33 protein-coding genes are annotated in these 24715 nt (G+C 69.8%); 3 read left to right on the top strand and 30 right to left on the bottom strand.

Annotated features, from left to right (window positions below):
• The first annotated feature begins 52 nt into the window (after window positions 1-52).
• Genes IR212_RS02795 through IR212_RS02785 form a run of 3 tightly spaced genes read left to right on the top strand, consistent with a single transcriptional unit; the run spans window position 53 to window position 3614 of the window.
• Window positions 53-841, top strand: coding sequence for a response regulator transcription factor (locus tag IR212_RS02795; RefSeq protein ID WP_194397499.1), 789 nt, complete (start codon window positions 53-55; stop codon window positions 839-841).
• A gap of 14 nt (window positions 842-855) precedes the next feature.
• Window positions 856-2502: an ATP-binding protein gene (locus tag IR212_RS02790; protein WP_194397498.1), complete on the top strand. Its 1647-nt coding sequence runs from the start codon at window positions 856-858 to the stop codon at window positions 2500-2502.
• Window positions 2499-3614 (top strand): nucleotidyl cyclase domain-containing protein, encoded by a 1116-nt coding sequence (locus tag IR212_RS02785; RefSeq protein ID WP_194397497.1) that lies wholly within the window; start codon window positions 2499-2501, stop codon window positions 3612-3614. Before IR212_RS02790 ends, IR212_RS02785 begins: the two co-directional genes overlap by 4 nt.
• Before the next feature lie 24 nt (window positions 3615-3638).
• Here the strand turns inward: IR212_RS02785 and truA are convergent, their stop codons facing one another.
• The 30 genes from truA to rplB all read right to left on the bottom strand — a co-directional run bounded on the left by truA (window position 3639) and on the right by rplB (window position 24711).
• Window positions 3639-4499 (bottom strand): tRNA pseudouridine(38-40) synthase TruA, encoded by an 861-nt coding sequence (gene truA, locus IR212_RS02780; protein WP_194397496.1) that lies wholly within the window; start codon window positions 4497-4499, stop codon window positions 3639-3641.
• Window positions 4500-4860: 361 nt separating this feature from the next.
• A complete protein-coding gene (locus tag IR212_RS02775; protein WP_194397495.1) occupies window positions 4861-6294 on the bottom strand; it encodes a mechanosensitive ion channel domain-containing protein in 1434 nt (477 codons plus the stop codon).
• Between the two features lie 7 nt (window positions 6295-6301).
• Complete coding sequence (locus IR212_RS02770; protein WP_194397494.1) at window positions 6302-8482, bottom strand: adenylate/guanylate cyclase domain-containing protein; 2181 nt, start codon at window positions 8480-8482, stop codon at window positions 6302-6304.
• 271 nt (window positions 8483-8753) lie between these two features.
• Window positions 8754-9344 carry a 50S ribosomal protein L17 gene (gene rplQ, locus IR212_RS02765; RefSeq protein ID WP_194397493.1) on the bottom strand — a complete coding sequence of 197 codons (591 nt, stop codon included), beginning with the start codon at window positions 9342-9344 and terminating at the stop codon, window positions 8754-8756.
• Window positions 9345-9411: 67 nt separating this feature from the next.
• A complete protein-coding gene (locus IR212_RS02760) occupies window positions 9412-10401 on the bottom strand; it encodes a DNA-directed RNA polymerase subunit alpha (protein WP_106816577.1) in 990 nt (329 codons plus the stop codon).
• Between the two features lie 167 nt (window positions 10402-10568).
• Complete coding sequence (rpsK, locus tag IR212_RS02755; protein WP_056117708.1) at window positions 10569-10967, bottom strand: 30S ribosomal protein S11; 399 nt, start codon at window positions 10965-10967, stop codon at window positions 10569-10571.
• A gap of 32 nt (window positions 10968-10999) precedes the next feature.
• A complete protein-coding gene (gene rpsM, locus IR212_RS02750) occupies window positions 11000-11374 on the bottom strand; it encodes a 30S ribosomal protein S13 (RefSeq protein ID WP_194397492.1) in 375 nt (124 codons plus the stop codon).
• A 145-nt stretch (window positions 11375-11519) separates the two neighbouring features.
• Complete coding sequence (gene rpmJ, locus IR212_RS02745; RefSeq protein WP_005050492.1) at window positions 11520-11636, bottom strand: 50S ribosomal protein L36; 117 nt, start codon at window positions 11634-11636, stop codon at window positions 11520-11522.
• Window positions 11637-11712: 76 nt separating this feature from the next.
• The gene (infA, locus tag IR212_RS02740; RefSeq protein ID WP_018171468.1) at window positions 11713-11934 is read right to left on the bottom strand and encodes a translation initiation factor IF-1; all 222 of its coding nucleotides are present in this window, start codon (window positions 11932-11934) and stop codon (window positions 11713-11715) included.
• A 286-nt stretch (window positions 11935-12220) separates the two neighbouring features.
• Window positions 12221-13204 (bottom strand): type IV toxin-antitoxin system AbiEi family antitoxin domain-containing protein, encoded by a 984-nt coding sequence (locus tag IR212_RS02735; RefSeq protein WP_194397491.1) that lies wholly within the window; start codon window positions 13202-13204, stop codon window positions 12221-12223.
• Window positions 13205-13497: 293 nt separating this feature from the next.
• Window positions 13498-14199, bottom strand: coding sequence for a DsbA family protein (locus IR212_RS02730; protein WP_194397490.1), 702 nt, complete (start codon window positions 14197-14199; stop codon window positions 13498-13500).
• Window positions 14200-14213: 14 nt separating this feature from the next.
• The gene (gene map, locus IR212_RS02725; RefSeq protein ID WP_194397489.1) at window positions 14214-15056 is read right to left on the bottom strand and encodes a type I methionyl aminopeptidase; all 843 of its coding nucleotides are present in this window, start codon (window positions 15054-15056) and stop codon (window positions 14214-14216) included.
• Between the two features lie 2 nt (window positions 15057-15058).
• A complete protein-coding gene (locus IR212_RS02720) occupies window positions 15059-15652 on the bottom strand; it encodes an adenylate kinase (RefSeq protein ID WP_194397488.1) in 594 nt (197 codons plus the stop codon).
• Window positions 15649-16971 carry a preprotein translocase subunit SecY gene (gene secY / locus IR212_RS02715; protein ID WP_194397487.1) on the bottom strand — a complete coding sequence of 441 codons (1323 nt, stop codon included), beginning with the start codon at window positions 16969-16971 and terminating at the stop codon, window positions 15649-15651. Before secY ends, IR212_RS02720 begins: the two co-directional genes overlap by 4 nt.
• 99 nt (window positions 16972-17070) lie before the next feature.
• On the bottom strand, window positions 17071-17700 hold the full coding sequence (gene rplO, locus IR212_RS02710; RefSeq protein WP_194397486.1) for a 50S ribosomal protein L15: 630 nt from the start codon (window positions 17698-17700) through the stop codon (window positions 17071-17073).
• Complete coding sequence (gene rpmD, locus IR212_RS02705; RefSeq protein WP_018171461.1) at window positions 17700-17885, bottom strand: 50S ribosomal protein L30; 186 nt, start codon at window positions 17883-17885, stop codon at window positions 17700-17702. Before rpmD ends, rplO begins: the two co-directional genes overlap by 1 nt.
• A complete protein-coding gene (gene rpsE, locus IR212_RS02700) occupies window positions 17885-18574 on the bottom strand; it encodes a 30S ribosomal protein S5 (protein ID WP_194397485.1) in 690 nt (229 codons plus the stop codon). The genes rpmD and rpsE overlap by 1 nt, the downstream gene beginning before the upstream one ends.
• A complete protein-coding gene (gene rplR, locus IR212_RS02695) occupies window positions 18571-18930 on the bottom strand; it encodes a 50S ribosomal protein L18 (RefSeq protein ID WP_194397484.1) in 360 nt (119 codons plus the stop codon). The genes rpsE and rplR overlap by 4 nt, the downstream gene beginning before the upstream one ends.
• 2 nt (window positions 18931-18932) lie before the next feature.
• On the bottom strand, window positions 18933-19469 hold the full coding sequence (gene rplF / locus IR212_RS02690; protein ID WP_194397483.1) for a 50S ribosomal protein L6: 537 nt from the start codon (window positions 19467-19469) through the stop codon (window positions 18933-18935).
• 6 nt (window positions 19470-19475) lie between these two features.
• Entirely contained in the window at window positions 19476-19874 is a 399-nt protein-coding gene (gene rpsH, locus IR212_RS02685; protein ID WP_194397482.1) for a 30S ribosomal protein S8, read from the bottom strand.
• A gap of 134 nt (window positions 19875-20008) precedes the next feature.
• Entirely contained in the window at window positions 20009-20599 is a 591-nt protein-coding gene (gene rplE / locus IR212_RS02680) for a 50S ribosomal protein L5 (RefSeq protein ID WP_194397481.1), read from the bottom strand.
• Entirely contained in the window at window positions 20599-20958 is a 360-nt protein-coding gene (rplX, locus tag IR212_RS02675; protein WP_194397480.1) for a 50S ribosomal protein L24, read from the bottom strand. Before rplX ends, rplE begins: the two co-directional genes overlap by 1 nt.
• A gap of 4 nt (window positions 20959-20962) precedes the next feature.
• Window positions 20963-21331, bottom strand: coding sequence for a 50S ribosomal protein L14 (rplN, locus tag IR212_RS02670; RefSeq protein ID WP_127818513.1), 369 nt, complete (start codon window positions 21329-21331; stop codon window positions 20963-20965).
• Window positions 21328-21642 carry a 30S ribosomal protein S17 gene (gene rpsQ / locus IR212_RS02665; protein ID WP_194397479.1) on the bottom strand — a complete coding sequence of 105 codons (315 nt, stop codon included), beginning with the start codon at window positions 21640-21642 and terminating at the stop codon, window positions 21328-21330. Before rpsQ ends, rplN begins: the two co-directional genes overlap by 4 nt.
• The gene (gene rpmC, locus IR212_RS02660) at window positions 21642-21956 is read right to left on the bottom strand and encodes a 50S ribosomal protein L29 (RefSeq protein ID WP_194397478.1); all 315 of its coding nucleotides are present in this window, start codon (window positions 21954-21956) and stop codon (window positions 21642-21644) included. Before rpmC ends, rpsQ begins: the two co-directional genes overlap by 1 nt.
• On the bottom strand, window positions 21956-22375 hold the full coding sequence (gene rplP / locus IR212_RS02655; protein WP_018171451.1) for a 50S ribosomal protein L16: 420 nt from the start codon (window positions 22373-22375) through the stop codon (window positions 21956-21958). The genes rpmC and rplP overlap by 1 nt, the downstream gene beginning before the upstream one ends.
• A complete protein-coding gene (gene rpsC, locus IR212_RS02650; RefSeq protein WP_194397477.1) occupies window positions 22375-23157 on the bottom strand; it encodes a 30S ribosomal protein S3 in 783 nt (260 codons plus the stop codon). The genes rplP and rpsC overlap by 1 nt, the downstream gene beginning before the upstream one ends.
• A complete protein-coding gene (rplV, locus tag IR212_RS02645; protein WP_109210486.1) occupies window positions 23157-23555 on the bottom strand; it encodes a 50S ribosomal protein L22 in 399 nt (132 codons plus the stop codon). Before rplV ends, rpsC begins: the two co-directional genes overlap by 1 nt.
• Window positions 23556-23577: 22 nt before the next feature.
• Window positions 23578-23859 carry a 30S ribosomal protein S19 gene (gene rpsS, locus IR212_RS02640; RefSeq protein WP_018171448.1) on the bottom strand — a complete coding sequence of 94 codons (282 nt, stop codon included), beginning with the start codon at window positions 23857-23859 and terminating at the stop codon, window positions 23578-23580.
• Between the two features lie 12 nt (window positions 23860-23871).
• A complete protein-coding gene (rplB, locus tag IR212_RS02635; RefSeq protein WP_194397476.1) occupies window positions 23872-24711 on the bottom strand; it encodes a 50S ribosomal protein L2 in 840 nt (279 codons plus the stop codon).
• Window positions 24712-24715 lie beyond the last annotated feature (4 nt).

Raw genomic sequence — 24715 nt, 5'->3', positions numbered from 1 at the left:
CGTCGGCCAGTGTGGAACAATTCCGAGCAGGTGTGGGACACGAGGAGAGTGCATGAACGCCGCCATGACGGCAGCCGCCGTGGTCATCGAGGACGACGACGTCGTGCGCGACCTGCTGGTCGACATCTTCCAGTCGGCCGGCTTCCGGGCGTACGGGGCCGCCTCCGGCGCGGAGGGCCTCGAGGCCGTCGCGGTGCACGAGCCCCTCATCACCACGGTCGACATAAACATGCCCGGCATCGACGGGCTCGAGACCACCCGCCGCATCCGGGACCGCAGCGCGACGCACATCATCGTGGTGTCGGCGCTCACCGACGAGGCAGACGCCGTGCTGGCGCTCTCATCGGGTGCCGACGACTTCGTCGCCAAGCCGTTCCGCGCCCGCGAGTTCCGCGCGCGCATCGACGCCGTGCTGCGCCGGTCCAAGACCGCGCCCGCTCCGGCGCAGCCCGTCGAGGCGGCGGCCGCCACCCTCCCCGGGTCGCCGGCGAAGCACCCCGGAGAGCGCCTGGTGCACGACGACCTCGTGGTCGACCCCGCCACGCGCATCGCCGAGCGAGGGGGCGTCGACGTCGGCCTCACCCGCACCGAGTTCGACCTCCTCGCGGCACTGCTGGCGACGGGCCGTCGCGTGCGAACGAAGGAGGAGCTCGTGCGGGTCTCCCGCGGCGAGTCGAAGAGCTCGGCGGGAGACCCGGTGACCGACGTCGAGATGCGCACGATCGAGACGCACATCGCGAAGCTGCGGCGCAAGCTCGGCGAGGACACCGCCGAGCCCCGCTACATAGAGACGGTGCGCGGCGTCGGCTACCGGCTCACTCCCGCGCCCTCGCGCGCCTAGGTCCCGTCGTGCAGGTGACGACCGGACTCATCCGGTCCGCAGAGCCCGTCTACGATCCGCGCGAGACCGACAGCCGCGTCCGCACGGTGTGGATCTGGCAGCTCTCGTTCGCGGCGGTCGTCGGGATCATCACGGTGCTCACCGCGATCATGGATCCGCTGGTGCTCAGCGTCCCGCCGCTCGCGCTCGGCGTGGCGGGTGTCGTCGGCACGACCGTCGCCGCACTGATCGCCCCCTGGCACCGCTATCGCGAGTCCGCCGCGTCGATCCTGGCCTACCTCGACATCGTCTGGGTGGGGTTGCTGACCTTCGGCACGGATCTGCGCCTGTCGCACCTGTGGGTGTTCCCGATCGCGTGGCTGGCGGCGTTGTTCAGCTTCGCCCGGCTCGTGGTGGGACTCGGCCTCGTCGCGGCGATCGGCGTGGCCGAGATCCTCATCGTCGACATGTCGCCGACCGGAGCGCTCCGCGTGCTCGTCGCCCTGCTGGCGCTGGCCTTCGTCGGCGTGACGGTGCACGCCACGGCGCGCCAGGGGCGCGCGTACCGCACACTGCTGCGGCGTCAGGCCCGACGCATCCGACACTCCCTCGACACGGTGTCCGTCGAGCGCCGGCGCGTGAGCGACACCCTCGACGGGGTGCACATCGCCATCGCGCGCATCAACCGGTCCGGCGAGCTGATGTCGCTGAACACCGCCTACCGCGACCTCTACGGCCTCGACGACGCCGACCCGGGCCGCCCGCCCCGGTCGGTCGAGTACGACAGCCTGCGCGGCACGGCACTGCGCGAGAATGCGCGGACATACGCGCGGGCGGCCCGCGGCGAGGAGCTGGAGGCCGAGCGCGTGTGGCTGTACGACGACGAGGGCCACTGGCACGCGCTGTCGGTCACGAGCAGGCGTCAGGAGCCGCGGCCCGACGAGGAGCCGAGCACCGTGCTCATCGCCGAGGACGTCACCGAGATGATCGCGGCCGACCGCCGCCGCGACGCGCTGGCCGCCGTCATCTCGCACGAGCTGCGCAACCCGCTGACCGGCATCCTCGGCCACACCGACCGCCTGCTCGAGCGCGACGACCTCGACCCCGACGCCCGCCAGCGCCTGTCGGTCATCGAGGAGTCCGGAGAGCGGATGCTGCAGCTGATCACCACGATCCTCTCCGCGCCGCCCGACGCGGCCTCGCGGGCCGACCGCGACCCGCGTGCGGTGAGCGACCTCCGGGCGATCCTGGACGCGTCGGTGGAGTCCTTCGCCGTCAGCGCCGCGGAGCACAGGGTCGCCCTCGCGCTCGCACCGGGTCCGCCGGTGCAGATCTGGGGCGATGCGTTCCGGCTCCGCCAGATGCTCGACAACCTCATCGGCAACGCCGTCAAGTACACGCCGTCCGGTGGCACGGTGAGGGTGGCGGCGCGCCGGGACGACGGCGACGTCGAGATCACGGTGGCCGACAGCGGCATCGGCATCCCGCCCGCCGACCTCCCCCGCGTGTTCGAGCACTACTTCCGGTCGCGCAACGCCGTCGACAGCGGCATCCCGGGCACGGGGATCGGTCTGCAGATCGTGCGGGACGTCGTCGACGCGCACGGCGGCACCGTCGACATCGCCAGTGAGCCGGGGACGGGAACCACCGTCACCGTGCATCTACCCGCGGAGGCCTCATGACGTATTCCAGACTCGACGACGCCGTCGTGCTGGCGGTGCTGTCGACGCTCATGTCGATGATCATGATCGGGCTGGGGTTCCTGCACCGTCCGCGGCTGGCGACGCTGCTGTGGTCGCTGATGTTCCTGACGATCACGCTGTCGGCGTACGGCACCGTCGTCGCGAACGCCGGCGATCTCCACGTTCTCGCCGACGCGTCCGCGGGCTTCGCGCTCGGGGCGCCCGTGCTGGTGTGGTCGGGGCTGCGCGCCGACCGGCAGAAGCGGTCGCTGCCCTGGCTGGGCCCGCTGCTCGGCGTCGTCGCGGCGACGACGTACGCCCTCACCGCCGGCGCCGAGGTGCACACCCTCGCGTTCTCGCTGCTCTACCTGCTGTCGGCGACGTTCGCCGCGCTGTCGGTCGTCGAGCTGCTGCGACGGGAGGAGCGCAGCGGCGGGCGCCTGCTGCCGTTGATGGTCGCCTCGGCCGCGCTCCCGCTCATCGCCGTGGCGAGCGTCATCGCCGCGGTGGTGACGCTGGAGTCGCAGAACACCACCCCGGCTCTGCCGGACCTCAAGGCGATCGGGCTGCTGGCCTACCTCACCTGTGCGATCGTCACCCTGCTGTTCCTCGCACGCTCCCCCGACGCCGGCGGAACCGACGAACCCGTCGATCCCTTCCCCGTCGTCGCCGCCGACAAGCTCGCCCGCGCGCGCGAGGCCGCAGAGGGCGGCTGGACGCTGCTGGCGGTGTCGCTGGACGACACCGAGTCGCTTCGCGTCGCCGGCGGTGAGGTCGCCTTCCGGCGCATCCTGGCGCGATTCGGCGCGAACGTGCGCTCGTCGTTCCCGGCCGACGCCGACATCGGCGCCGACGGGACGCACGGCTACCTCGTGCTCATCTCCCGCCCCGACGGGGTGATCCGGGACTGCCTGCGCGACCTCCTGGAGCGGGTGTCCACCGTGACGCCGGACCAGCCGCTGGCCGTGGAGTTCTCGACGAGCATCGGCTGGGCCCGGACCGCCGACTGCGGGTACGACATCGCGACCCTCACCGCGGCGGCCCGCCAGGCCATGGAGCGCGCGCAGCGCGCCGGCGGCCACCGCTGGGAGCGCGCGCTGCCGGTGCGGTGAGCCGGTGCGCTTCCGGCGGTGGGGTCACTCGCGGTCTCGGCGCGCCCGCGTCTGCTCGGCGCGCTGCGCGAGCAGCTCGTCGGCGGGGTAGCCGACCTCGGTGAGCGTGAGCCCGCGCGCGGCGAGCACTTTGACCTCGGGCACGCGCTCCCGGCCGTCCCGGATGTCGACGACGTCGTCGACGTCGAGCCGGCCCTCGCCGACCGCGACGCACGCTCCGACGAGGGCGCGCACCATGCTGTGGCAGAACGCGTCGGCCTTGACGTTGGCGACGAGGACGCCCACGTCGTCCCGATGCCAGTCGAACTCGAGGAGCGTGCGGATGGTGGTCGCCTCTTCGCGGGGCTTGCAGTAGGCCGCGAAGTCGTGCAATCCGACGAGGGCGCGAGCCGCGGCATCCATCGCCTCCACGTCCAGGGGTGCCCGCACCGCGGTGGTGCGATGACGCTCGAGCGGGTCGTACCCGGTGATCGCGTCGCCGATGCGGTACTCGTACCGCCGCCACACCGCGGAGAAGCGCGCGTCGAAGCCTGCGGGCGCGATCAGGGAGCGGGGCACCGCGACGTCGGAGTACGCCCCGACGACCCCGCTGATGCGTGCGGCAAGGGCCGCGGCGCGGTCGTCGGCGGTCTGCGGGCCCGCACCCGCGCGCGCGTGCCGGGCGAGCATGCGGGCCTGCTGCGCGTCGTCGAGGTCGACGTGCGCCACCTGCCCGGTGGCGTGCACCCCCGCGTCGGTGCGCCCGGCGACGACGAGCCGGGGATCGCCGCCAATCACACGGGCGAGGGCGGACTCGAGGGTCTCCTGGACCGTGCGCAGTCCTGGCTGGCGCGCCCAGCCGCGGAAGTGCGTGCCGTCGTAGGCGATGTCGAGCCGGATGCGCACGGACTCCACCCTATTCGGCGCCGGGGATCGCGCCTTGTCGAAAAGGGCGTTGAACCTTCAGCTCACACAGGTCTCGTGGGGCCCTGACGCGCCGCGGCACCTCCCGCTCACACAGCTCCGCAGAGCCACCCCGCCGGTGACGTCCCGCTCCCCCACCCGCGACACCTCCCGCTCCCCGCGGAAGCGCGAGCGATCAGATTCGAAACAGCTGTGTGAGCCGGAAGTTGAACGCCTTTTTCGAAGCCCAATGCGGCCGAGGCGCGCGCATCCCAAAGGCGCCAGCCCCCGGGGCCGGTCCGGGCCGCCCGGGCCGCATGCTTCCGTCGATTCAAGCCGCTCGGCACGGAAACCAGAAGCGACCTCAGCCGACGACGTACCGGCCACGCGGCAGCGGCTGACCCGCCGCCTGCAGCGCCGCGCCCGCCAGGCGCAGCCGGTTCTCGCTCTCACGCACGATCTCGCGCGCGACGACGGGGTGGGCGCGGACGATGTCGTCGAGCGCGGCGACCGGCACGACCACCGCGTGCACCTCCGTCACCGCCACGGCCCGCGAGATCGTCGGCGTGCGCGTGAGCGCGGTGAGGCCGACGGCGTCGCCGGGCCCGAGCGTCCCGACCTGCACGAAGCCCTCGTCGTCGGTGGGCACACCCAGCATCACCGACCCGTCGAGGATGAACCTCGTCTCCCCCGGCACCGTCCCCGGTCGCAGCAGCGACTCGCCCGCGCAGTAGCGCTCGAGGTGGGCGTGCGCGGCCAGGGCCTCGGCCTCGCCCGGGCTGAGGCTCAGCGCGGGCGCGATCTGCCGCAGCGCGTCCTGCAGCCGGGCCGGAGTGCGCCATTCGTCGGTGAGATCGCCGTCGAGGTGCAGCTCGGCGCGGCGCGCGGCGTACCAGAGCCGGGTGGCGAAGGCGTCCAGCGCGGCGGCGCGGTCACCGGGGGTGCGCAGCGGGATCGCGACCTCGTACCGCGCGCCGCCCCGCGTCGTCGCGGAGGGCTCCCGCCCCGGCGCGAGCAGCGGGATGTCGCGCGCCACCGACACCAGCAGCTCGCGCACGCGCGCCGGCGGGTCGTCGCTGCCGAACTCCACCTCCAGCGTCGCAGCGTAGGGCTCGGGGTTGCGCGAGAGGTTCACGAACGACCCTTCGGCCAGCTCCGCCGTCGGGATCACGAGCGTGCCGTTGCCGGTCTCCAGGTGCACCGCCCGCCAGTTCACCTCGACGATCTGGCCCCGGACGCCCCCCATCTCGATCCAGTCGCCCAGCTCGAACGGCGCCTCGAACACGAGGAACAGCCCCGACACGATCGACCCGACCGCGTTCTGCAGAGCGAGGCCCACGACGATGGAGGTGATGCCGAGCGCGGCGAAGACGCCCGCCACGTCGGCATCCCACACCCACCAGAAGACCGCCGCGATGCCCAGCACGATGAAGACGAAGCGGATGAGATCGCTGAAGATCGTCGGGAACCGGTCGCGCCACGACCCCTTCTCGGCGCGGTGGAAGACGAGGTGATTGGCCGCGTTGATCGTGACGACGATCACGAGCAGGCCGAAGATCGTCCACACCACCTTGGGCCACGTGCCCGACCCCTCCCACGCGCCGGGCTGGCTGAGCAGCACCAGCACGCCCGCGACGGGGACGAGGTAGTTGCGCACCAGCAGCACGATGGGCGCCGCCCGGCTGCCGCGCCGCGCCAGCGCGTTGTGGAACTCCGTCAGGCCGATGAGCGCGAGCGGCAGCCCCACCGAGACGATGACGGCGGGCCAGAACCACGGCTGCGAGACGATGCCGGTCACGGATGCCTCACCCCTCGGCCACGACGACGGTCGGCGCTTCGACCTTCCACACACGCTGCCCGCCGCTCTGCGTCTCGATCTCGCCCGCCGGGTGGACGGGGATCGAGTCGGGCAGGCGCTCGGCGACCCGCTGCGTCAGGTAGATGCCCGGGGCGTCCGAGTCGCCCTGCACGCGGAACGCGAGGTTCACGGCATCCCCCCACATGTCGTAGACCACCCGCGCCCGGCCGATCAGTCCGCTGGTCACCTTGCCCGAGTCCAGCCCCGCCCGCAGCGCCAGCGACACGCCCTGCTGCGCAGAGTAGCGCTCCAGGATCGTGTCGAGCTCGAGGGCGAACTCGACCGCGCGGCGCGCGTTGTCGACCCGGGGCGTGGCCAGGCCGCAGCTGGCCAGATAGCTCTGCCGCGTCGTACGCACCCGCTCGACGCCGTGGCGTTCGGCCGCCTCGTCGAACGCCCGGATGAGGTCGTTGAGCCGGGCGACCGCCTCGTCCGACGACATCGACGCCGCGAGCGCCTCGAAGCCGACGATGTCGGCGAACACGACCGTGACGTCGTCGCTGTCCTGCGTGATCGCCTCGTCGCCGTGCCGGTAGCGGTCGGCCATCCCCTCGGGCATGAACGAGAGGATGAGCTCCTCGTTCGCCTTCTCCTGCTGCGCGATGAGGTGCGACTTCACCTGCAGGCTGCGGCTCATGTCGTTGAAGGCGGTGGCGACGTCGGCGAGCTCATCACTGGAACCGGCCTCGACCTGCACGCCCTCGTCGCCCGCGGCGATCCGCTGCGCGGCGGTCTTCAGGCGCCGCAGCGGCCGCACGAAGACCTGCGCCAGCACGAGCGACAGCACGCACACGAAGATGATCATGGCGGCGGTCGAGAGGATGAGGTTGCGCGTGAAGTCCTCGACCGGGACCATCGCCTCCTGCTCGGTCTCCTGCGCGACGATGACCCAGTCCAGCCCGTCGACCTCGAGCGGCGCGTACGCCGTGAGGCTCGGGCGCCCGAGGTAGTCGCTCTCCAGCAGCGTGCCCGACTCGCCGGCGAGCGCGCGCATCACGGCGGTGCCGGCGATCGCCTGATGCAGCAGCGTGTTGCCGTTCTGCACGCTGAGCGCCGCCGCGCCGGGGCTGAGGCCCGCGGCGACCGCCTCCTCCTGGTACGTCGCCGGGTCGTCCAGCAGCGCCCGCGAGACGGACCGCATGGTGCCGTCGTCCCCGACGAGGTACGTCTCGCCCGTCGCCCCGAGCCCGTTGAGCTCCCACTCGCCGGCGACGGTCATGACGTCGTCGATTCGCTCGATGGGCAGCTCGATCGCGAGCGCTCCCAGCACCTCGCCGCCGTCGGCGATCGGCACCACCGCCCAGCCCGCCGGCGCGCCGAGGCTCGGCCCGTACGCGGCGAAGTCGGCGAGCACCACGTCATCGACGATGTTGCGGTCCATGGCCTGGCGGTACGCCTCGGCGAGGTTCGACAGCCGGTACGGGCCGTCGAAGAGGTTCGTGCCGAGGTCCACGCCCTTGTACGCGGTGTAGACGACGTTGCCCCGCGTGTCGAGCATGAGCACGTCCTCGTACTCCTGCAGCTCCGTCATGGTGCGGAAGTAGTCGTGATACCGGGCGTGCGCCGCCGACCACTCGCTGCCGTCGCCCGCGTCGTCGGTCTGGATCGCCGTCTCCCAGTCGTCGTGCGGGATCACGTAGTGGAACTGCAGGTAGGTCTGCGCCGCGCCGCGCGGCGCGAACGCCGACCCGTCCACGCTCTCGCCGGTCGCCGCCTCGAGGTCGGCGGCGAAGGTGTCGCGATAGTAGCGGTCGACGGCGGCGGATGACGCGGCATCCGTGTCCTGTCCCTCCAGCTGCGCGTACCCGTCGGCGAACGCCCGCACCGCGGCGGTGCTGGTGTCGTTGAGGGCAGACAGCCGCACCGAGTTCTCGATCGAGCGGAACAGCTGGGTCACCTCACGGCTGCGGTTCTCGCGGATCTCCACGAGCTTCTCGTACGCGATCGCCCGCAGCGCCTCGGTGCCGTTGACGTAGCCGATGATGCCCACCACGATGCTCGACAGCACGCTGACCGACAGCAGCATGATCAGCAGCAGCGAGTAGATCGACAGGCCGGCACGCGTGCGGGCGCGCGGGGTCCCCACCCACTGCGCGGCGGTCGCCGCGGGCATCTCCGCGTCCGACACCCTCTCTCCCCTCGCGCGCCGTCCCCTGGCGCAGGAAGCATCCCCGTCGCCTCGGCCCCCCGAGGCTGCGCCCAGAGTAGCGCTCGGCCTGCTTCCTGGCATAGAGACGGCCCGCCCGCGCGTGATACGCCCCGGGCGCCCGGCGCGACGGCTCAGGGCGCCGCGCAGACGCAGCGAGACCCGCCACCCTGACGGGTGACGGGTCTCGCGGTGCAAGGGTGGCCGGGCACGGATGCCGCGACCTGGCCGGGCGGCTGCGCCCGGCGTCCGATCACTCGGACTTCTGGTCGTCCTCGACGACGGCGTCCTCGGCGGCAGCCTCGGCGGCCTCGCCCTCCTCGGGCGACTCGGCGCCGGCAGCGGTGGCCGACTCCTCGGGGGTGGTGTCCTCGACGGGCTCGTCGCTCACGTTCGTCTCCTCGGCAGCGGTCTCATCTGCAGCGGTGGCAGCCGGAGCGGCAGCGGTGGCCGCCGACTTCTTGGCCGACTTCGGCTTCGGGCTGACCGGCTCGAGCACGAGCTCGATCACGGCCATGGGCGCGTTGTCGCCCTTGCGGTTGCCGACCTTGGTGATGCGGGTGTAGCCGCCGTCGCGGTCGGCGACCAGCGGAGCGATCTCGGTGAACAGGACGTGCACGACTTCCTTGTCACCGATGACCGACAGCACGCGGCGACGCGCGTGCAGGTCGCCGCGCTTGGCGAACGTGATCAGGCGCTCGGCGAGCGGACGCAGGCGCTTGGCCTTGGTCTCGGTCGTCTTGATCGACTTGTGCGTGAACAGCGCGGCGGCCAGGTTCGCAAGCAGCAGGCGCTCGTGGGCGGGGCCGCCTCCGAGGCGGGGACCCTTGGTGGGCTTGGGCATTCTCAGTTACTCCAGGGTGAAGAAGTCGGTCGGGAACGGATGCCGCGGCATCCGGTTACCGGCTGGCTCAGACGGTCTCGTCGTCGTAGCCGCCGTAGAAGTGCGCGCCGTCGAACCCGGGGACCGAGTCCTTCAGCGACAGGCCGAGCGAGACGAGCTTGTCGCGCACCTCGTCGACCGACTTCTGACCGAAGTTGCGGATGTTCATCAGCTGCGTCTCCGACAGGGCGACGAGCTCCGACACGGTGTTGATGCCCTCGCGCTTGAGGCAGTTGTAGGAGCGGACCGACAGGTCGAGGTCCTCGATCGGCATCGACAGCTCATTCGACAGCACCGTCTCGACCGGCGCCGGGCCGATCTCGATGCCCTCGGCCTCGACGTTGAGCTCGCGGGCCAGGCCGAACAGCTCGGTCAGCGTGCGACCGGCCGACGCGACGGCGTCGCGCGGGGCGATCGAGGGCTTGGTCTCGACGTCCAGCACGAGCTTGTCGAAGTCGGTGCGCTCGCCGGCACGCGTCGCGTCGACGCGGTACGACACCTTGAGCACCGGCGAGTAGATCGAGTCGACCGGGATCTGGCCGGCCTCGGCGTACTCGTTGCGGTTCTGGGTCGCCGACACGTAGCCGCGGCCGCGCTCGATGGTGAGCTCGAGCTCGAACTTGGCGGTGTCGTTGAGCGTCGCGATGACGAGCTCGGGGTTGTGCACCTCGACGCCGGCGGGAGCGGAGATGTCGGCGGCGGTGACCTCACCGGCGCCGGTCTTGCGCAGGTACGCGGTGATGGGCTCGTCGCGCTCGCTGGAGACGACCAGCTGCTTGATGTTGAGGATGATCTCGGTGACATCCTCCTTCACACCCGGGATGGTGCTGAACTCGTGGAGGACGCCGTCGATGCGGATCGACGTCACGGCCGCGCCGGGGATGGACGACAGGAGGCTGCGACGCAGCGCGTTGCCGATCGTGTAGCCGAAGCCGGGCTCCAGCGGCTCGATGACGAAACGGCTGCGGAACTCCCCGATCTTCTCCTCGGTCAGAGTGGGACGCTGTGCGATGAGCACTATGTGTTCCTTTCGATCACGTGCCCGCTATATGACACGTGCGGTGGGTGAGGTGTTGAGTTTTACTCGGGCGGATGCCCCGGGCCGAGGCATCCGTCAAACGTGCGGTGGCCCTTCGGCGGGCTCAGGAACCGTCACGGTCCCCGAGCCCGCCGAAGGGCGAAATGTCAGACGCGGCGGCGCTTGGGCGGACGGCAGCCGTTGTGGGCCTGCGGCGTCACGTCCTGGATGGAGCCGACCTCGAGGCCGGCGGCCTGCAGCGAGCGGATCGCGGTCTCGCGGCCCGAGCCCGGGCCCTTCACGAAGACGTCGACCTTCTTCACGCCGTGCTCCTGGGCCTGGCGCGCAGCGGACTCCGCGGCCATGCCGGCGGCGTACGGCGTCGACTTGCGCGAGCCCTTGAAGCCCACGCCACCCGAGGACGCCCAGCTGATGACGGCGCCCGACGGGTCGGTGATCGAGACGATCGTGTTGTTGAACGTCGACTTGATGTGGGCCTGGCCCAGCGCGATGTTCTTCTTCTCCTTGCGGCGCGGCTTGCGCGCGGCGGTCTTGGCCTGTGCCATGTGCGTGTTCTCCTAAACCCTGGGGCCGCGCCTTAGCGCGCCTTCTTCTTGCCGGCGACGGTGCGCTTGGGGCCCTTGCGGGTGCGAGCGTTCGTCTTGGTGCGCTGACCGCGCACCGGGAGGCCGCGGCGGTGACGCAGACCCTCGTAGGAGCCGATCTCGACCTTGCGGCGGATGTCGGCGGCCACCTCGCGGCGGAGGTCACCCTCGACCTTGTAGTTGGCCTCGATGTGGTCGCGGAGCGCGATGAGCTGGTCGTCGCTGAGGTCCTTGACGCGGACGTTCTCGTCGATGTCCGTCGCCTTGAGGATCTCGACCGAGCGGGTACGGCCAACGCCGTAGATGTAGGTAAGGGCGATCACCACGCGCTTGTCGCGCGGGATGTCGACGCCGGCAAGACGTGCCATGCGGTTCTCCTGGGAGTGAGTGGAGGTGTGGAGCAGGATCGGTGCCCGGGCCTCCGCCCGAGGTGTCCCCCGCACTGCGGGTTCTGATCCTGCCTGTGATGTATTGAGTTGTCGTCATCGGGCTGCGCCGGGGCGCAGCATCCGATCAGCCCTGGCGCTGCTTGTGACGCGGGTTCGACTTGCAGATGACCATGACGCGACCGTGGCGGCGGATGACCTTGCAGTGGTCGCAGATGGGCTTGACGGAGGGGTTGACCTTCATGATTTCTTCTCTTCGCTGTCTTCACCGGGCGCGCGCGTCCGTGCGGGCACGCGCGGGGTGTTACTTCTCGACCGGCCTAGCGGTAGCGGTAGACGATGCGACCGCGCGTCAGGTCGTAGGGCGAGAGCTCCACGACCACACGGTCCTCGGGGATGATGCGGATGTAGTTCTGCCGCATCTTGCCTGAGATCGTGGCGAGAACCTTGTGTCCGTTGCTGAGCTCGACGCGGAACATCGCGTTGGGCAGCGCCTCGGACACGACGCCCTCGATCTCGATGACACCGTCTTTCTTCGCCATACGCTCGCTATCACTTGTGCAGACCGGTCGGTCTGCGGTGGATGGGGGTTCGGTGCTTCGACACGCCAATGAAGGCGCAACGCACCAAAGATCAAGCATACGTGATATCGGATGCCCCGGCAAATGCCCGTCCGCGGCCCGTGCCCTGCGCCGCGGTGGCTCTTGCCCAAACCACCCCTTCTCGCCGAGCCCACCCGATTTCGCCCGACCGTCGTGGGTGGTTTCGGCGAGAAGGGGTGGTTTGGCCTGACGTGACAGCGGCAGGGAGCGGAGGAGGGGCGAGACACTAGCTGGGCGGGCTGATGTGGAAAGCCGCCAGCCTGCGCGCCAGGTCGGCTGCGGATCCGACGTGAGCGATGCCCCACCGCGCGAACCTGCGGTTGGACGTACCACGGATCCAGTCCTCCCGATACTTCTCCTCGAGCACCGCCTGCTCCGGCGTGCGCCCGCGGAGGAAAGCCGGATCCGTGTACTTGCCCTTGCCGTCGAACTCGCCCCAGGCGTCGGCGTCGTCCAGACCGAAGTCGACCGCCCAGTCCTCGCCGCGCGGGCCACGGAACGGCACCTGCAGGCGGGGAGGCGCAAAGCCCAGGTCGTGGAGATGGAGGCGACTGATGCTTTCACCGGGCAGTTGTGCCCTGCCGTCGGCGAACGCCACGATGAAGCGCGCCTGCCGCACTCCTCGCGACCCGGCCGCCTTCGCCAGCCGGTCCAGCAGTCCGCTCCGAAACGCCTCCGCCGCATACTCGTCATACACGCGATCACCGGCATGCCAGGCCACCGCCCGCAGCGCAGCATCAGCCGCCGCGACCGCCGTGCCGCGCGGAACCGTTCGTGCGAGGTCGAACACGGTCCGCGCAAGCGACGTGCAGGGGAGGCCATCGAGCACTACTTTGTCTCCGTCCGACAGCTGGACGGCATGGTGGGCGAGCCCGGCCCTCGGCCTCGCGACCGCGTCCGTGCGCGGTCCCGCGACATGGACGCGGTCGGGCCGAATCCCGAAGAGCGGAAGCCCGTGCGCGACGGCAGCCGAGATCGACGAGAAGACCACATCGCCGCCGCGCCGAGCGGCGTCGGCGGCGACGACATCGAGGAGGTGGCGCTCCTCGACGTGGAGCCCGGACAGGTGCGACGCCCTCGCGTAGAAGCCGCTGCGGACTCGGGTCAGCTCACCTCTGTCTACAAGCGTGCGTAGCTGTCGCTCCGTCGCCCCGCCCGCGATCACTTCGCTCCGGCGGATGACGCGGCTTCGGGCGTCGGCGATCTTCATGGACTCACGATCGCCGACGCGCGTTCGCGTCAGCACCGCGCACAGTGAAGTCGTGGACTCCTCCGCGCCGGAGCCGCATGTGGAGGAACCCTGCCACCGCCTCCCTCGGGCGCCGGGCTCGCGCCGACCAATCCACCCCTGCTCGCCGAGTCCACCCGATTCCGCCTGACAATCGGAGGTGGTTTCGGCGGGACGGGGTGGTTTGGGCACAGAATCGGGCGGCGGGAGCCACACCGGCCGACACAGCGGGAGAGCGGATGCCTCGGCGCCCGAGCATCCGCAACCCCGAGCGGTTACCCGAAGAGGGTCGCCAGCGAGCCGGGCTCGGGCAGCTGCGAGTTCGCGATGACCTCGCCGTTGACCGCGATGGTCGGCGTGGCGATGCCGGACTGGCCGGGCTGCACCGGTGTCTCGGCGGTCATCGCCGTGACGAAGCCCGCGTACGTCCCGTCGTCCACGCACGCGTCGATGCCGCTCACGCCGACACCTGCCGCGATCTCGAGGATCTCGTTGTTCGAGAGCCCGTCCGATCCCTCGGCCGGCTGGTTCTCGAACATCGCCTGCAGGAACGGCAGCGCCGCGTCCGGGTCGGCCTCGGCGACGCAGTACGCGGCGTTGGCCGATCGCGTGGAGAAGTGCGTCCCGTTCGACGCGCGGTCGAGGATGGAGATGGGGTGGATGCCGAGCGTGATGCTGCCGTCGTCGACGAGGCCCTCGATCTCGGGGCCGTAGACCTGCTCGAACTGGTTGCAGACGGGGCACATGAAGTCGATGTAGGTGTCGAGACGGTCCTCGCCCTCGCCGACGAGGATCGCGCCGGTCTCGGCATCGATGTTCGCCGCCGAGGGCGGGTTGACCTCGGTGGGCAGCGGCTTCGGGGCAGCCTGGTTGTTGAGCGTCACCACGAGCACCGCCACGAGCGCGAGTGCCACCACCACGGCGATCGTCACCCAGATCGCGAACCAGTTGCCCTTGCGTGCGCCGGCCTGTGCCATGTGTGCGAGCCTCCTCAGGCGATCCGCTGCGGCGTCACGCCGAAGGGCGCGAGGCCCGCCGCTCCGCCGTCGGGTGCGGTCAGCACCCAGATTCCGTCTTCGTGCACGGCGACGCTGTGCTCCCAGTGGGATCCGGCCGTGCCGTCGATGGTCGACACCGTCCACCCGTCGTCCTCGACGAACGTGGCCTGGTCGCCGATCACGACCATCGGCTCGATCGCGAGCACCAGACCGGGCCGCACCTCGGGGCCGGGGTCTGCCACCCGGTAGTTGAACACCGAGGGCGACTCGTGCATCTTGCGGCCGATCCCGTGCCCGACGTACTCGCGGAGGATGCCGTACGCGCCCGACTCGGGCGAGTTCGCCTCGATGTGCTCCTGGATCGCGGCGCCGACCTCGCCGAGGTGGCGGGCGGTGGCCAGCGACGCGATGCCGGCCCAGAGCGACCCCTCGGTCACCTCCGACAGGCGCTGCCGCTCGGCCACGACGTCGGGCCGGGCGTCGTCGGGCAGCACGAAGGTGAATGCGGAGTCGCCGTTCCAGCCCTTGTACTCGGCACCGGCGTCGACAGACAGGATGTCACCGGGCTCCAGCGCGCGCTCGCCCGGGATGCCGTGCACGACCTGCTCGTTCACCGAGGCGCAGATGGTGTGGCGGTACCCGCGCACCATCTGGAAGTTCGACTTCGCTCCACGTGCCGTGATGACCGCGGATGCCGCGGCATCCAGCTCTCCGGTCGTCACGCCGGGCGCGATCAGGCCGCGGACCGCGTCGAGGGCGGCGGCGGTGATGAGGCCCGGCTCCACCATCGCCCGCAGCTGGGCGGGAGACTTGTAGATGGAGCGGCGCAGCGACACGTTCAGGAGACCGGGACGCGCACCAGGCCGCGCGCCTCGAGCGCGGCGACGATGCGGTCGGTGATCTCGTCGAGGGAGCCGACGCCGTCGATGCTGTCGACGATGCCGCGAGTGCGGTACACCTCGAGGATCGGTGCGGTCTCGCGCTCGTAGATCGCCAGCCGGTTGGCGATGACCTCTTCGGTGTCGTCGGTGCGACCCTGCTCCTGGGCGCGCAGGCCGATGCGGGCGATGCTCTCCTCGCGCGGCACGGCGAGTTCGATCACCGCGTCCAGCGTCTCGTCGCGGCCCTCGAGGAACTCGTCGAGGTGCATGACCTGGGCGACGTTGCGGGGATAGCCGTCCAGCAGGAAGCCGCCGGCGGCGTCCTCCTGCGACAGCCGGTCGCGCACGACCGCGCTGGTGAGCTCGTCGGGCACGAGGTCGCCCGCCTCGATGATGGCCTTCACCTGCAGGCCCAGGTCGGTGCCGTCCGCGACCGCGCCGCGGAAGACGTCGCCGGTCGAGACGGCCGGGATGCCGAACGCCTCGGCGATGCGGACACCCTGCGTGCCCTTTCCGGAGCCCTGGGGGCCGACGATCAGAAGACGCGTCATCGGAGGAGCCCTTCGTAGTGGCGCTGCTGCAGCTGCGCGTCGATCTGCTTCACCGTCTCGAGTCCGACGCCCACGATGATCAGGATCGAGGCTCCGCCGAACGGGAAGTTCTGGTTGGCGCCGACCGTGGCGAGGGCGACGAGCGGGAGGAGCGCGATCAGACCCAGGTAGATCGAACCCGGGAGCGTGATGCGCGTGAGGACGTAGTCGAGGTACTCGGCGGTCGGCCGGCCGGCACGGATGCCGGGGATGAAGCCGCCGTACTTCTTCATGTTGTCGGCGACCTCGACGGGGTTGAACGTGATCGCGACGTAGAAGTACGTGAAGCCGACGATGAGCAGGAAGTACAGCGCCATGTACAGCGCGTTGTCGCCCGTGACGAGGTAGGCCTGGATCCACTGCACCCAGCCCGGCACCTCTTCGCCGGGCTGCGGCTGGTTGAACTGCGCGATGAGGGCGGGGATGTACAGCAGCGACGAGGCGAAGATGACGGGCACGACGCCGGCCATGTTGACCTTGATGGGGATGTACGTGTTGGTGCCGCCGTAGGTGCGGCGGCCGACCATGCGCTTGGCGTACTGCACCGGGATGCGGCGCTGCGACTGCTCGACGAAGACGACGAGCGCGACCACGACGATGCCGACGGCCAGCACGAGGAGGAAGACCTCGAAGCCGCGCGACTGCCAGATGGCCCACATGGAGGCGGGGAACGCCGCGGCGATGGACGTGAAGATGAGCAGCGACATGCCGTTGCCGATGCCACGCTCGGTCACGAGCTCGGCGAACCACATGATGAGGCCGGTGCCGGCGGTCATCGTGATGATCATGAGCAGCTGCGCCCACCACACGTCGTTGGTGAGCAGCTGCTCGCACTCGGGCACGCCGGTGACGCCGAACAGCTGACCGCTGCGGGCGACGGTGACGAGGGTGGTCGACTGGAGGAGCGCCAGCGCGATCGTCAGGTAGCGCGTGTACTGCGTGAGCTTGGCCTGACCCGACTGGCCCTCCTTGTAGAGGGTCTCGAAGTGCGGGATGACCACGCGCAGCAGCTGCACGATGATCGTCGCGGTGATGTACGGCATGACGCCGAGCGCGAAGATCGACAGCTGCAGCAGGGCGCCACCGGAGAAGAGGTTGACCAGCGACAGCAGCCCCTCGGTGCCGGCGGACTGCCGGAGGCACGACTGCACGTTCGGGAAGTCGACGAACGGAGCCGGGACGTGCGCACCGAGGCGGTACAGGGCGATGATCGCCAGGGTGAATGCGATCTTCCGCCGAAGGTCAGGAGTGCGGAAGATCCGCGCGATGGCGCTGAACAAGAGGATTCCTCCAGAGGGGGGCGGCGGCACGCAGACGTGCCGACGTCCAGGGTAACCCAGTGGGGGCCGGAGCAAGCTCCGACCCCCACTGTGCGCGTATTACTTGACGGTGCCGCCCGCGGCGACGATCTTCTGCTCGGCGGAGCCCGAGACCTTGTCGACCGCGACGTTGAGCTTGACCGAGATGTCGCCGGTGCCGAGCACCTTGACCTTCTCGTTCTTGCGCACCGCACCCTTGGCGACCAGGTCGCCCACGGTGACGTCGCCACCGGCCGGGTACAGTTCCGCGAGCTTGTCCAGGTTCACGACCTGGTACTCGACGCGGAACGGGTTCTTGAAGCCGCGGAGCTTCGGGGTGCGCATGTGCAGCGGCATCTGGCCGCCCTCGAAGCCCACCTTCACCTGGTAGCGGGCCTTCGTGCCCTTGGTGCCGCGGCCTGCCGTCTTGCCCTTCGAGCCCTCACCGCGACCCACGCGGGTCTTGGGGGTGTTGGCGCCGGGGACCGGACGCAGGTGGTGCACCTTCAGCACGCCCGGGCGCGCAGCCGGGACGTCCTTCTTCGCGGCGGACTTCTTCGGAGCGGCCTTGTCGGCCTTCTTCGCAGGAGCCTTCTCCGCCTTGTCGGCCTTGGCGGCGGCGGGCGCCTTGTCAGCAGCCTTCTTCGAGGAGGCGGCCTTCTTGGGGGCCTTCTCCTCGACGGCTTCGTTCTTCTCGGCCTTCTCAGCCATCAGTCGATCTCCTCAACCTTGACGAGGTGGGCGACGGTCCGGACGTAGCCGCGCGTCTGCGCGTCGTCGGGACGGACGACCGAGTCGCCGATCCGCTTCAGACCGAGCGAACGCAGCGTGTCGCGCTGGTTCTGCTTCTCGCTCACCTTGGACTTGACCTGCGTGACCTTCAGACGCGCAGCCATCAGACACCTGCCTTCGCAGCGGCCGCGGCCTCAGCCTCGGCACGGACGAGACGGGCGGGGGCGACCTGGTCGAAGTCGAGGCCACGGCGCGCGGCGACCGCACGGGGCTCCTCGAGCTGCTTCAGGGCCTCCACCGTCGCGTGGACGATGTTGATCGTGTTGGACGAGCCGAGCGACTTCGACAGCACGTCGTGGATGCCGGCGCACTCGAGCACGGCGCGCACCGGGCCACCGGCGATGACACCGGTACCGGCGGCGGCCGGGCGCAGCAGCACCACACCGGCGGCGGCCTCACCCTGCACCGGGTGCGGGATGGTCGAGCCGACGCGGGGCACGCGGAAGAAGTTGCGCTTGGCCTCCTCGACGCCCTTCGAGATCGCCAGCGGCACCTCGCGGGCCTTGCCGTAGCCGACGCCGACCACACCGTTGCCGTCGCCGACGACGACGAGCGCGGTGAAGCTGAACCGGCGGCCACCCTTGACGACCTTCGACACGCGGTTGATGGTGACGACGCGCTCGAGGAACTGGCTCTCGTTGCGGTCGCGGCCACCGCGGTCACCGCGGGTCTGGTTGCGCTCGCGACCGCCGCGGCGCGGCTCGCGCTCGCGCTCGGCGGGCGCCTCGGCGGCCGGGGCCTGCGCCTCGGCTGCTGCCTGGTCGGTCACGATGTTCTCCTTGTTGTCACTCACAGGTTCAGACCTCCCTCGCGGGCGCCGTCGGCGATCGCCGCGACACGGCCGGCGTAGCGGTTGCCGCCACGGTCGAACACGACGTCCGAGACGCCGGCGGCCTTGGCACGCTCGGCGAGGAGCTCGCCGACCTTGCGGGCCTTGGCGGTCTTGTCAGCGTCGGACGCGCGCAGATCGGTCTCGAGGGTCGAGGCCGAGGCCAGCGTGTGGCCCTTGCTGTCGTCGACGATCTGCACGAAGACGTGGCGCGCCGAGCGCGTGACGACCAGGCGCGGACGCTCGGAGGTGCCGACGACCTTCTTGCGAAGGCGGGCGTGACGACGCGCGCGCGCGTCGGACTTCGACTTCACAGCCATGGTTACTTACCAGCCTTTCCGGCCTTGCGCCGGACGACCTCGCCGGCGTAGCGCACACCCTTGCCCTTGTACGGCTCGGGCTTGCGAATCTTGCGGATGTTGGCCGCGGCCTCGCCGACGGCCTGCTTGTCGATGCCCGAGACGGTGAGCTTGTTGTTGCCCTCGACCGTCAGCGTGATGCCGGCGGGCGGCTCGACGAGCACCGGGTGCGAGAAGCCGAGTGCGAACTCGACCGCCGCGCCCTTCTGCGCCACGCGGTAACCCGTGCCCACGACCTCGAGGCCCTTGGTGTAGCCCTGGGTGACACCGATGATGTTGTTGTTGATGAGCGTGCGGGTCAGGCCGTGCAGCGAACGCGACGAGCGCTCGTCGTCGGGGCGGGTCACGACGACCTGGCCCTCTTCGACCTTGACCTCGATGGGACGGGCCACGGTGAGCGAGAGCTCGCCCTTGGGACCCTTGACGGCGACATCCTGGCCCTCGACCGAGACGGTCACACCGGCGGGGATGTCGATCGGAAGACGACCGATACGCGACATGTCAGATCACCACACGTAGGCGAGGACTTCCCCACCCACGCCCTTCTGCTCGGCCTGGCGGTCCGTGAGGAGGCCAGAGGAGGTGGACAGGATCGCGACGCCGAGGCCGCCGAGGACGCGGGGGATCTCGGTCGACTTCGCGTAGACGCGCAGACCGGGCTTGGAGACGCGCTTGATGCCGGCGATCGACCGCTCGCGGTTCGGGCCGTACTTGAGCGTCAGCGTGAGGGTCTGGCCGACGCGGGCGTCGCTGACCTCCCACGATGAGATGTAGCCCTCCTGCTGGAGGATCTCCGCGATGTGGGTCTTGAGCTTGGAGCTCGGCAGCGACACGGTGTCGTGGTGCGCCGAGTTCGCGTTGCGCAGACGGGTCAGCATGTCTGCGACCGGGTCTGTCATTGTCATTTCTTGATTCCTTTGTTCACGAGGTATCGGCTGCCGTTACACGACAGACGACCTTCCATGACGGCTGTGTTCAGTTGTGTGATCGGATGCCGCGACCGCCGCTGTGGCGCCGGCCGCGGCATCCGTTCGAAAGGTCACGCCTGGGCGTCGTCCGCCTTGAAGGGGAAGCCCAGGGCGCGCAGGAGCGCACGGCCCTCGTCGTCGGTCTTGGCCGACGTCACGATCGTGATGTCGAAGCCGCGGACGCGGTCGATCTTGTCCTGGTTGATCTCGTGGAACACCGACTGCTCCTGGAGACCGAAGGTGTAGTTGCCGTGGCCGTCGAACTGCTTGGGCGAGAGGCCGCGGAAGTCGCGGATGCGGGGCAGGGCGAGGTTGACCAGGCGGTCGACGAACTCCCACGCGCGGTCGCCGCGGAGGGTGACGTGCGCGCCGATGGCCTGACCCTCGCGCAGCTTGAACTGCGCGATGGACTTGCGGGCCTTGGTGACGACCGGCTTCTGGCCGGTGATCTTGGTGAGGTCGTCGACCGCGCCATCGATCACCTTGCTGTCACGGGCGGCCTCGCCGACACCGGTGTTCACGACGACCTTGACCAGGCCGGGGATCTGCATGACGTTCGCGTAGCCGAACTCGTCCTGCAGCGCCTTCTTGATCTCGCCGTTGTACTTCTGCTTCAGGCGCGGCTGGGTCTTGCCAGCCGGCGCGGCAGTTGCGGTAGCCATTAGAGGTCCTTGCCTGACTTCTTCGCGTAGCGCACGCGGACGGTGCGCTTCACGCCGTCCTTCGTCTGCTCCTCGACGCGGTGGCCGACGCGGGTCGGCTTCTTGGTCGAGGGGTCCACGAGCTGGACGTTGGAGATGTGGATCGGGGCTTCCATCGTCTCGATGCCGCCCGTCTTGGTGCCGCGCTGGGACTGGCCGACGCGGTTGTGCTTGGTGACGTAGTTCACGCCCTCGACGATGACGCGGTTCTGCTCGGCGAGGACCTCGAGGACCTTGCCCTGCTTGCCGCGGTCGCCGCCGCGCTCGGGCTTGGCGCCCGAGATGACCTGAACCAGGTCGCCCTTCTTGATCTTGGCCATGGGGTCAGATCACCTCCGGTGCGAGCGAGACGATCTTCATGAACTTCTTGTCGCGAAGCTCACGGCCGACCGGTCCGAAGATGCGGGTGCCGCGGGGCTCCCCGTCGTTCTTCAGGATGACGGCGGCGTTCTCGTCGAACTTGATGTACGAGCCGTCGGGACGACGGGTCGACTTGACGGTACGGACGACGACGGCCTTGACGACGTCGCCCTTCTTGACGTTGCCGCCGGGGATCGCGTCCTTGACGGTGGCCACGATGATGTCACCCAGGCCCGCGTAGCGGCGGTTCGAGCCACCGAGAACGCGGATGGTGAGCAGCTCCTTGGCGCCCGTGTTGTCGGCGACCTTGAGGCGGGACTCGTTCTGAATCACTTGGCCTTCTCCAGGATCTCCACCAGACGCCAGCGCTTGGTGGCGCTCAGCGGGCGGGTCTCGTTGATGAGGACGAGGTCGCCGATGCCGGCGGAGTTCGTCTCGTCGTGCGCCTTCACCTTGGAGGTGCGGCGGATGACCTTGCCGTAGAGCGGGTGCTTCACGCGGTCCTCGACCTCGACGACGATGGTCTTGTCCATCTTGTCGCTGACGACGTAGCCGCGGCGGGCCTTGCGGTAGCCGCGGGCGTCGGCGTCGCGCACGTCGTGCTCGGCGTGCTCGACCTCGGCGGCCTGCTTCTTGTCAGCCATCACTCGGCCTCTTCCTTCACGGCCTCGGAGGCGGCATCCGCCTTCTTGGCCTTGGTCTTCTTCGCCTTCGTCGCCGTCTCCAGCGGAGCGGGCGTGGCACGGATGCCGAGCTCGCGCTCGCGGATGACGGTGTAGAGCCGCGCGATGTCGCGCTTGACCGCACGGATGCGGCCGTGGCTCTCGAGCTGGCCGGTGGCCGACTGGAAGCGCAGGTTGAACAGCTCTTCCTTGGCCTTGCGCAGCTCCTCGACCAGGCGCTGGTCTTCGAACGTGTCGAGCTCGCTCGTCGCGAGCGTCTTGGTGCCGATCGCCATTACGCGTCGCCCTCCTCGCGCTTGATGATGCGTGCCTTCAGCGGCAGCTTGTGGATGGCACGGGTCAGGGCCTCACGAGCGAGTTCCTCGTTGACGCCGGCGACCTCGAACAGGACGCGACCCGGCTTGACGTTGGCGACCCACCACTCCGGCGAGCCCTTGCCGGAACCCATGCGGGTCTCGGCCGGCTTCTTGGTCAGCGGTCGGTCGGGGTAGATGTTGATCCACACCTTGCCGCCACGCTTGATGTGACGGGTCATCGCGATACGAGCGGACTCGATCTGACGGTTCGTCACGTAGGCGGGCGTGAGGGCCTGGATGCCGAACTCGCCGAACGACACCTTGGTGCCGCCGGTGGCCTGGCCCGAGCGGCCCGGGTGGTGCTGCTTGCGGTACTTGACCTTGCGGGGGATGAGCATTACGCCGACGCTCCTTCTGCCACGGGGGCCTCGTTGCGGCGCTCACCGCGGTCGCCACGGTCGCCGCGGTCGCCACGGGGGCCACGGCGGTCGCCGCGCTCGCGCGCCGGCTTCTGGTTGGCCTGCTCGCGAGCGAGCTCCTTGTTGGTCAGATCGCCCTTGTAGATCCAGACCTTCACGCCGATGCGGCCGAAGGTGGTCTTGGCCTCGTAGAAGCCGTAGTCGATGTTCGCGCGCAGCGTGTGCAGCGGCACACGACCCTCGCGGTAGAACTCCGAGCGGCTCATCTCGGCGCCGCCGAGGCGGCCGGAGACCTGGATGCGGACGCCCTTGGCGCCGGCGCGCTGAGCGCCCTGCAGGCCCTTGCGCATCGCGCGGCGGAACGCCACGCGCGCGGTGAGCTGCTCGGCGATGCCCTGCGCGACGAGCTGGGCGTCGGCCTCGGGGTTCTTGACCTCGAGGATGTTCAGCTGGATCTGCTTGCCGGTCAGCTTCTCGAGGTCGGCGCGGATGCGCTCAGCCTCGGCGCCGCGGCGGCCGATCACGATGCCCGGGCGGGCGGTGTGGATGTCGACGCGGACGCGGTCGCGCGTGCGCTCGATCTCGATGTTGCTCACGCCGGCGCGGTCAAGCGACGTCGTCAGCAGGCGACGGATCTTGATGTCCTCGGCCACGTAGTCGGCGTAGCGCTGTCCGGGCTTCGTCGAGTCCGAGAACCAACGCGACACGTGGTCCGTGGTGATGCCGAGGCGGAAGCCGTACGGGTTGACCTTCTGTCCCATTACTTGCTCGCCTTCTTGCTCTTGGCAGCCGGTGCCGTCTCGGCGACCTCGGGGGTCGAGAGCACGACGGTGATGTGGCTGGTGCGCTTCTTGATCTGGAAGGCGCGACCCTGTGCACGGGGCTGGAAACGCTTGAGCGTCGTGCCCTCGTCCACGTACGCGTTCTTCACGTACAGGTCCTGCTCGTCCAGGTACTCGCCGTCCTTGTCGGCCTTCACGCGAGCGTTCGCGATCGCCGAGGCGACGAGCTTGTAGATCGGCTCGCTCGCACCCTGCGGCGCGAACTTGAGGATGGCCAGGGCCTCCTCGGCCTGCTTGCCCTTGATGAGCGCGACGACACGACGAGCCTTCTGAGGGGTCACGCGGATGTGTCGCACGCGTGCGATGGACTCCACCATTTCTCTCTCCTCTGCCCCCGCGTCAGCGGCGGCGGCCCTTCTTGTCGTCCTTCACGTGGCCGCGGAAGGTGCGGGTGGGCGCGAACTCGCCCAGCTTGTGGCCGACCATGGTCTCGGTCACGAACACGGGGATGTGCTTGCGACCGTCGTGCACGGCGATGGTGTGACCCAGCATGGCCGGGATGATCATCGAACGGCGCGACCAGGTCTTGATGACGTTCTTGGTGCCGGCTTCGTTCTGGACGACGACCTTGCGAAGCAGGTGCTCGTCGACGAAGGGGCCCTTCTTAAGGCTGCGAGGCATCTTCCTCTACTCCTACTTCCGCTTCTTGCCGGCGTTGCGACGACGGACGATGTACTTGTCGCTTTCCTTGTTCGCGTGACGGGTGCGGCCCTCAGCCTGACCCCACGGCGAAACCGGGTGACGACCACCGGACGTCTTGCCCTCACCACCACCGTGCGGGTGGTCGACCGGGTTCATGGCGACACCGCGGACGGTCGGGCGGATGCCCTTCCAGCGGTTGCGGCCGGCCTTGCCCCAGTTGATGTTCGACTGCTCGGCGTTGCCGACCTCGCCGACGGTCGCGCGGCAGCGCGCGTCGACGTTGCGGATCTCGCCCGAGGGCAGACGCAGCTGGGCGTACGGGCCGTCCTTGGCGACCAGACGCACCGACGCACCGGCCGAACGCGCCAGCTTCGCGCCGCCGCCGGGGCGGAGCTCGATGGCGTGCACGACGGTACCGGTCGGGATGTTCTTCAGCGGCAGGTTGTTGCCGGGCTTGATGTCAGCCGACGCACCGGACTCGACGATGTCGCCCTGCGACAGCTTGTTCGGCGCGAGGATGTAGCGCTTCTCGCCGTCGAAGTAGTGCAGCAGCGCGATGCGCGCGGTGCGGTTGGGGTCGTACTCGATGTGCGCGACCTTGGCGTTGACGCCGTCCTTGTCGTTGCGACGGAAGTCGATGACGCGGTACTGGCGCTTGTGGCCACCGCCGATGTGGCGGGTGGTGATGCGGCCCTGGTTGTTGCGGCCACCGGTCTTGCTGAGCGGGCGGAGGAGCGACTTCTCCGGCGTCGATCGGGTGATCTCGGCGAAGTCGGCCACCGACGAGCCGCGGCGACCCGGGGTCGTGGGCTTGTACTTGCGAATAGCCATAGTT

The sequence above is a fragment of the Microbacterium atlanticum genome (assembly GCF_015277815.1).
Classification (GTDB): domain Bacteria; phylum Actinomycetota; class Actinomycetes; order Actinomycetales; family Microbacteriaceae; genus Microbacterium; species Microbacterium atlanticum.
This window is presented reverse-complemented; position numbering and strand designations above follow the sequence as displayed.

Bases quoted from the DNA above. Each gene is read 5' to 3' on its own strand.
- rpsQ (WP_194397479.1), bottom strand. From the start codon at position 21,642: ATGGCTGACAAGAAGCAGGCCGCCGAGGTCGAGCACGCCGAGCACGAC.
- rpsS (WP_018171448.1), bottom strand. From the start codon at position 23,859: ATGCCTCGCAGCCTTAAGAAGGGCCCCTTCGTCGACGAGCACCTGCTT.
- rpsK (WP_056117708.1), bottom strand. From the start codon at position 10,967: ATGGCACAGGCCAAGACCGCCGCGCGCAAGCCGCGCCGCAAGGAGAAG.
- rplQ (WP_194397493.1), bottom strand. From the start codon at position 9,344: ATGCCCAAGCCCACCAAGGGTCCCCGCCTCGGAGGCGGCCCCGCCCAC.
- IR212_RS02720 (WP_194397488.1), bottom strand. From the start codon at position 15,652: ATGACGCGTCTTCTGATCGTCGGCCCCCAGGGCTCCGGAAAGGGCACG.
- IR212_RS02735 (WP_194397491.1), bottom strand. From the start codon at position 13,204: ATGAAGATCGCCGACGCCCGAAGCCGCGTCATCCGCCGGAGCGAAGTG.
- rplB (WP_194397476.1), bottom strand. From the start codon at position 24,711: ATGGCTATTCGCAAGTACAAGCCCACGACCCCGGGTCGCCGCGGCTCG.
- rpmC (WP_194397478.1), bottom strand. From the start codon at position 21,956: ATGGCGATCGGCACCAAGACGCTCGCGACGAGCGAGCTCGACACGTTC.
- rplP (WP_018171451.1), bottom strand. From the start codon at position 22,375: ATGCTCATCCCCCGCAAGGTCAAGTACCGCAAGCAGCACCACCCGGGC.
- rpmD (WP_018171461.1), bottom strand. From the start codon at position 17,885: ATGGCTGCGCGTCTGAAGGTCACGCAGGTCAAGTCCAAGGTGAGCGAG.
- rplV (WP_109210486.1), bottom strand. From the start codon at position 23,555: ATGGTGGAGTCCATCGCACGCGTGCGACACATCCGCGTGACCCCTCAG.
- IR212_RS02785 (WP_194397497.1), top strand. From the start codon at position 2,499: ATGACGTATTCCAGACTCGACGACGCCGTCGTGCTGGCGGTGCTGTCG.
- rplX (WP_194397480.1), bottom strand. From the start codon at position 20,958: ATGGCCAAGATCAAGAAGGGCGACCTGGTTCAGGTCATCTCGGGCGCC.
- rpsH (WP_194397482.1), bottom strand. From the start codon at position 19,874: ATGACAATGACAGACCCGGTCGCAGACATGCTGACCCGTCTGCGCAAC.
- rpmJ (WP_005050492.1), bottom strand. From the start codon at position 11,636: ATGAAGGTCAACCCCTCCGTCAAGCCCATCTGCGACCACTGCAAGGTC.
- IR212_RS02795 (WP_194397499.1), top strand. From the start codon at position 53: ATGAACGCCGCCATGACGGCAGCCGCCGTGGTCATCGAGGACGACGAC.
- rplE (WP_194397481.1), bottom strand. From the start codon at position 20,599: ATGGCTACCGCAACTGCCGCGCCGGCTGGCAAGACCCAGCCGCGCCTG.
- rplO (WP_194397486.1), bottom strand. From the start codon at position 17,700: ATGGCTGAGAAGGCCGAGAAGAACGAAGCCGTCGAGGAGAAGGCCCCC.
- infA (WP_018171468.1), bottom strand. From the start codon at position 11,934: ATGGCGAAGAAAGACGGTGTCATCGAGATCGAGGGCGTCGTGTCCGAG.
- IR212_RS02730 (WP_194397490.1), bottom strand. From the start codon at position 14,199: ATGGCACAGGCCGGCGCACGCAAGGGCAACTGGTTCGCGATCTGGGTG.
- rpsC (WP_194397477.1), bottom strand. From the start codon at position 23,157: ATGGGACAGAAGGTCAACCCGTACGGCTTCCGCCTCGGCATCACCACG.
- rpsM (WP_194397492.1), bottom strand. From the start codon at position 11,374: ATGGCACGTCTTGCCGGCGTCGACATCCCGCGCGACAAGCGCGTGGTG.
- rplR (WP_194397484.1), bottom strand. From the start codon at position 18,930: ATGGCTGTGAAGTCGAAGTCCGACGCGCGCGCGCGTCGTCACGCCCGC.
- rplF (WP_194397483.1), bottom strand. From the start codon at position 19,469: ATGTCGCGTATCGGTCGTCTTCCGATCGACATCCCCGCCGGTGTGACC.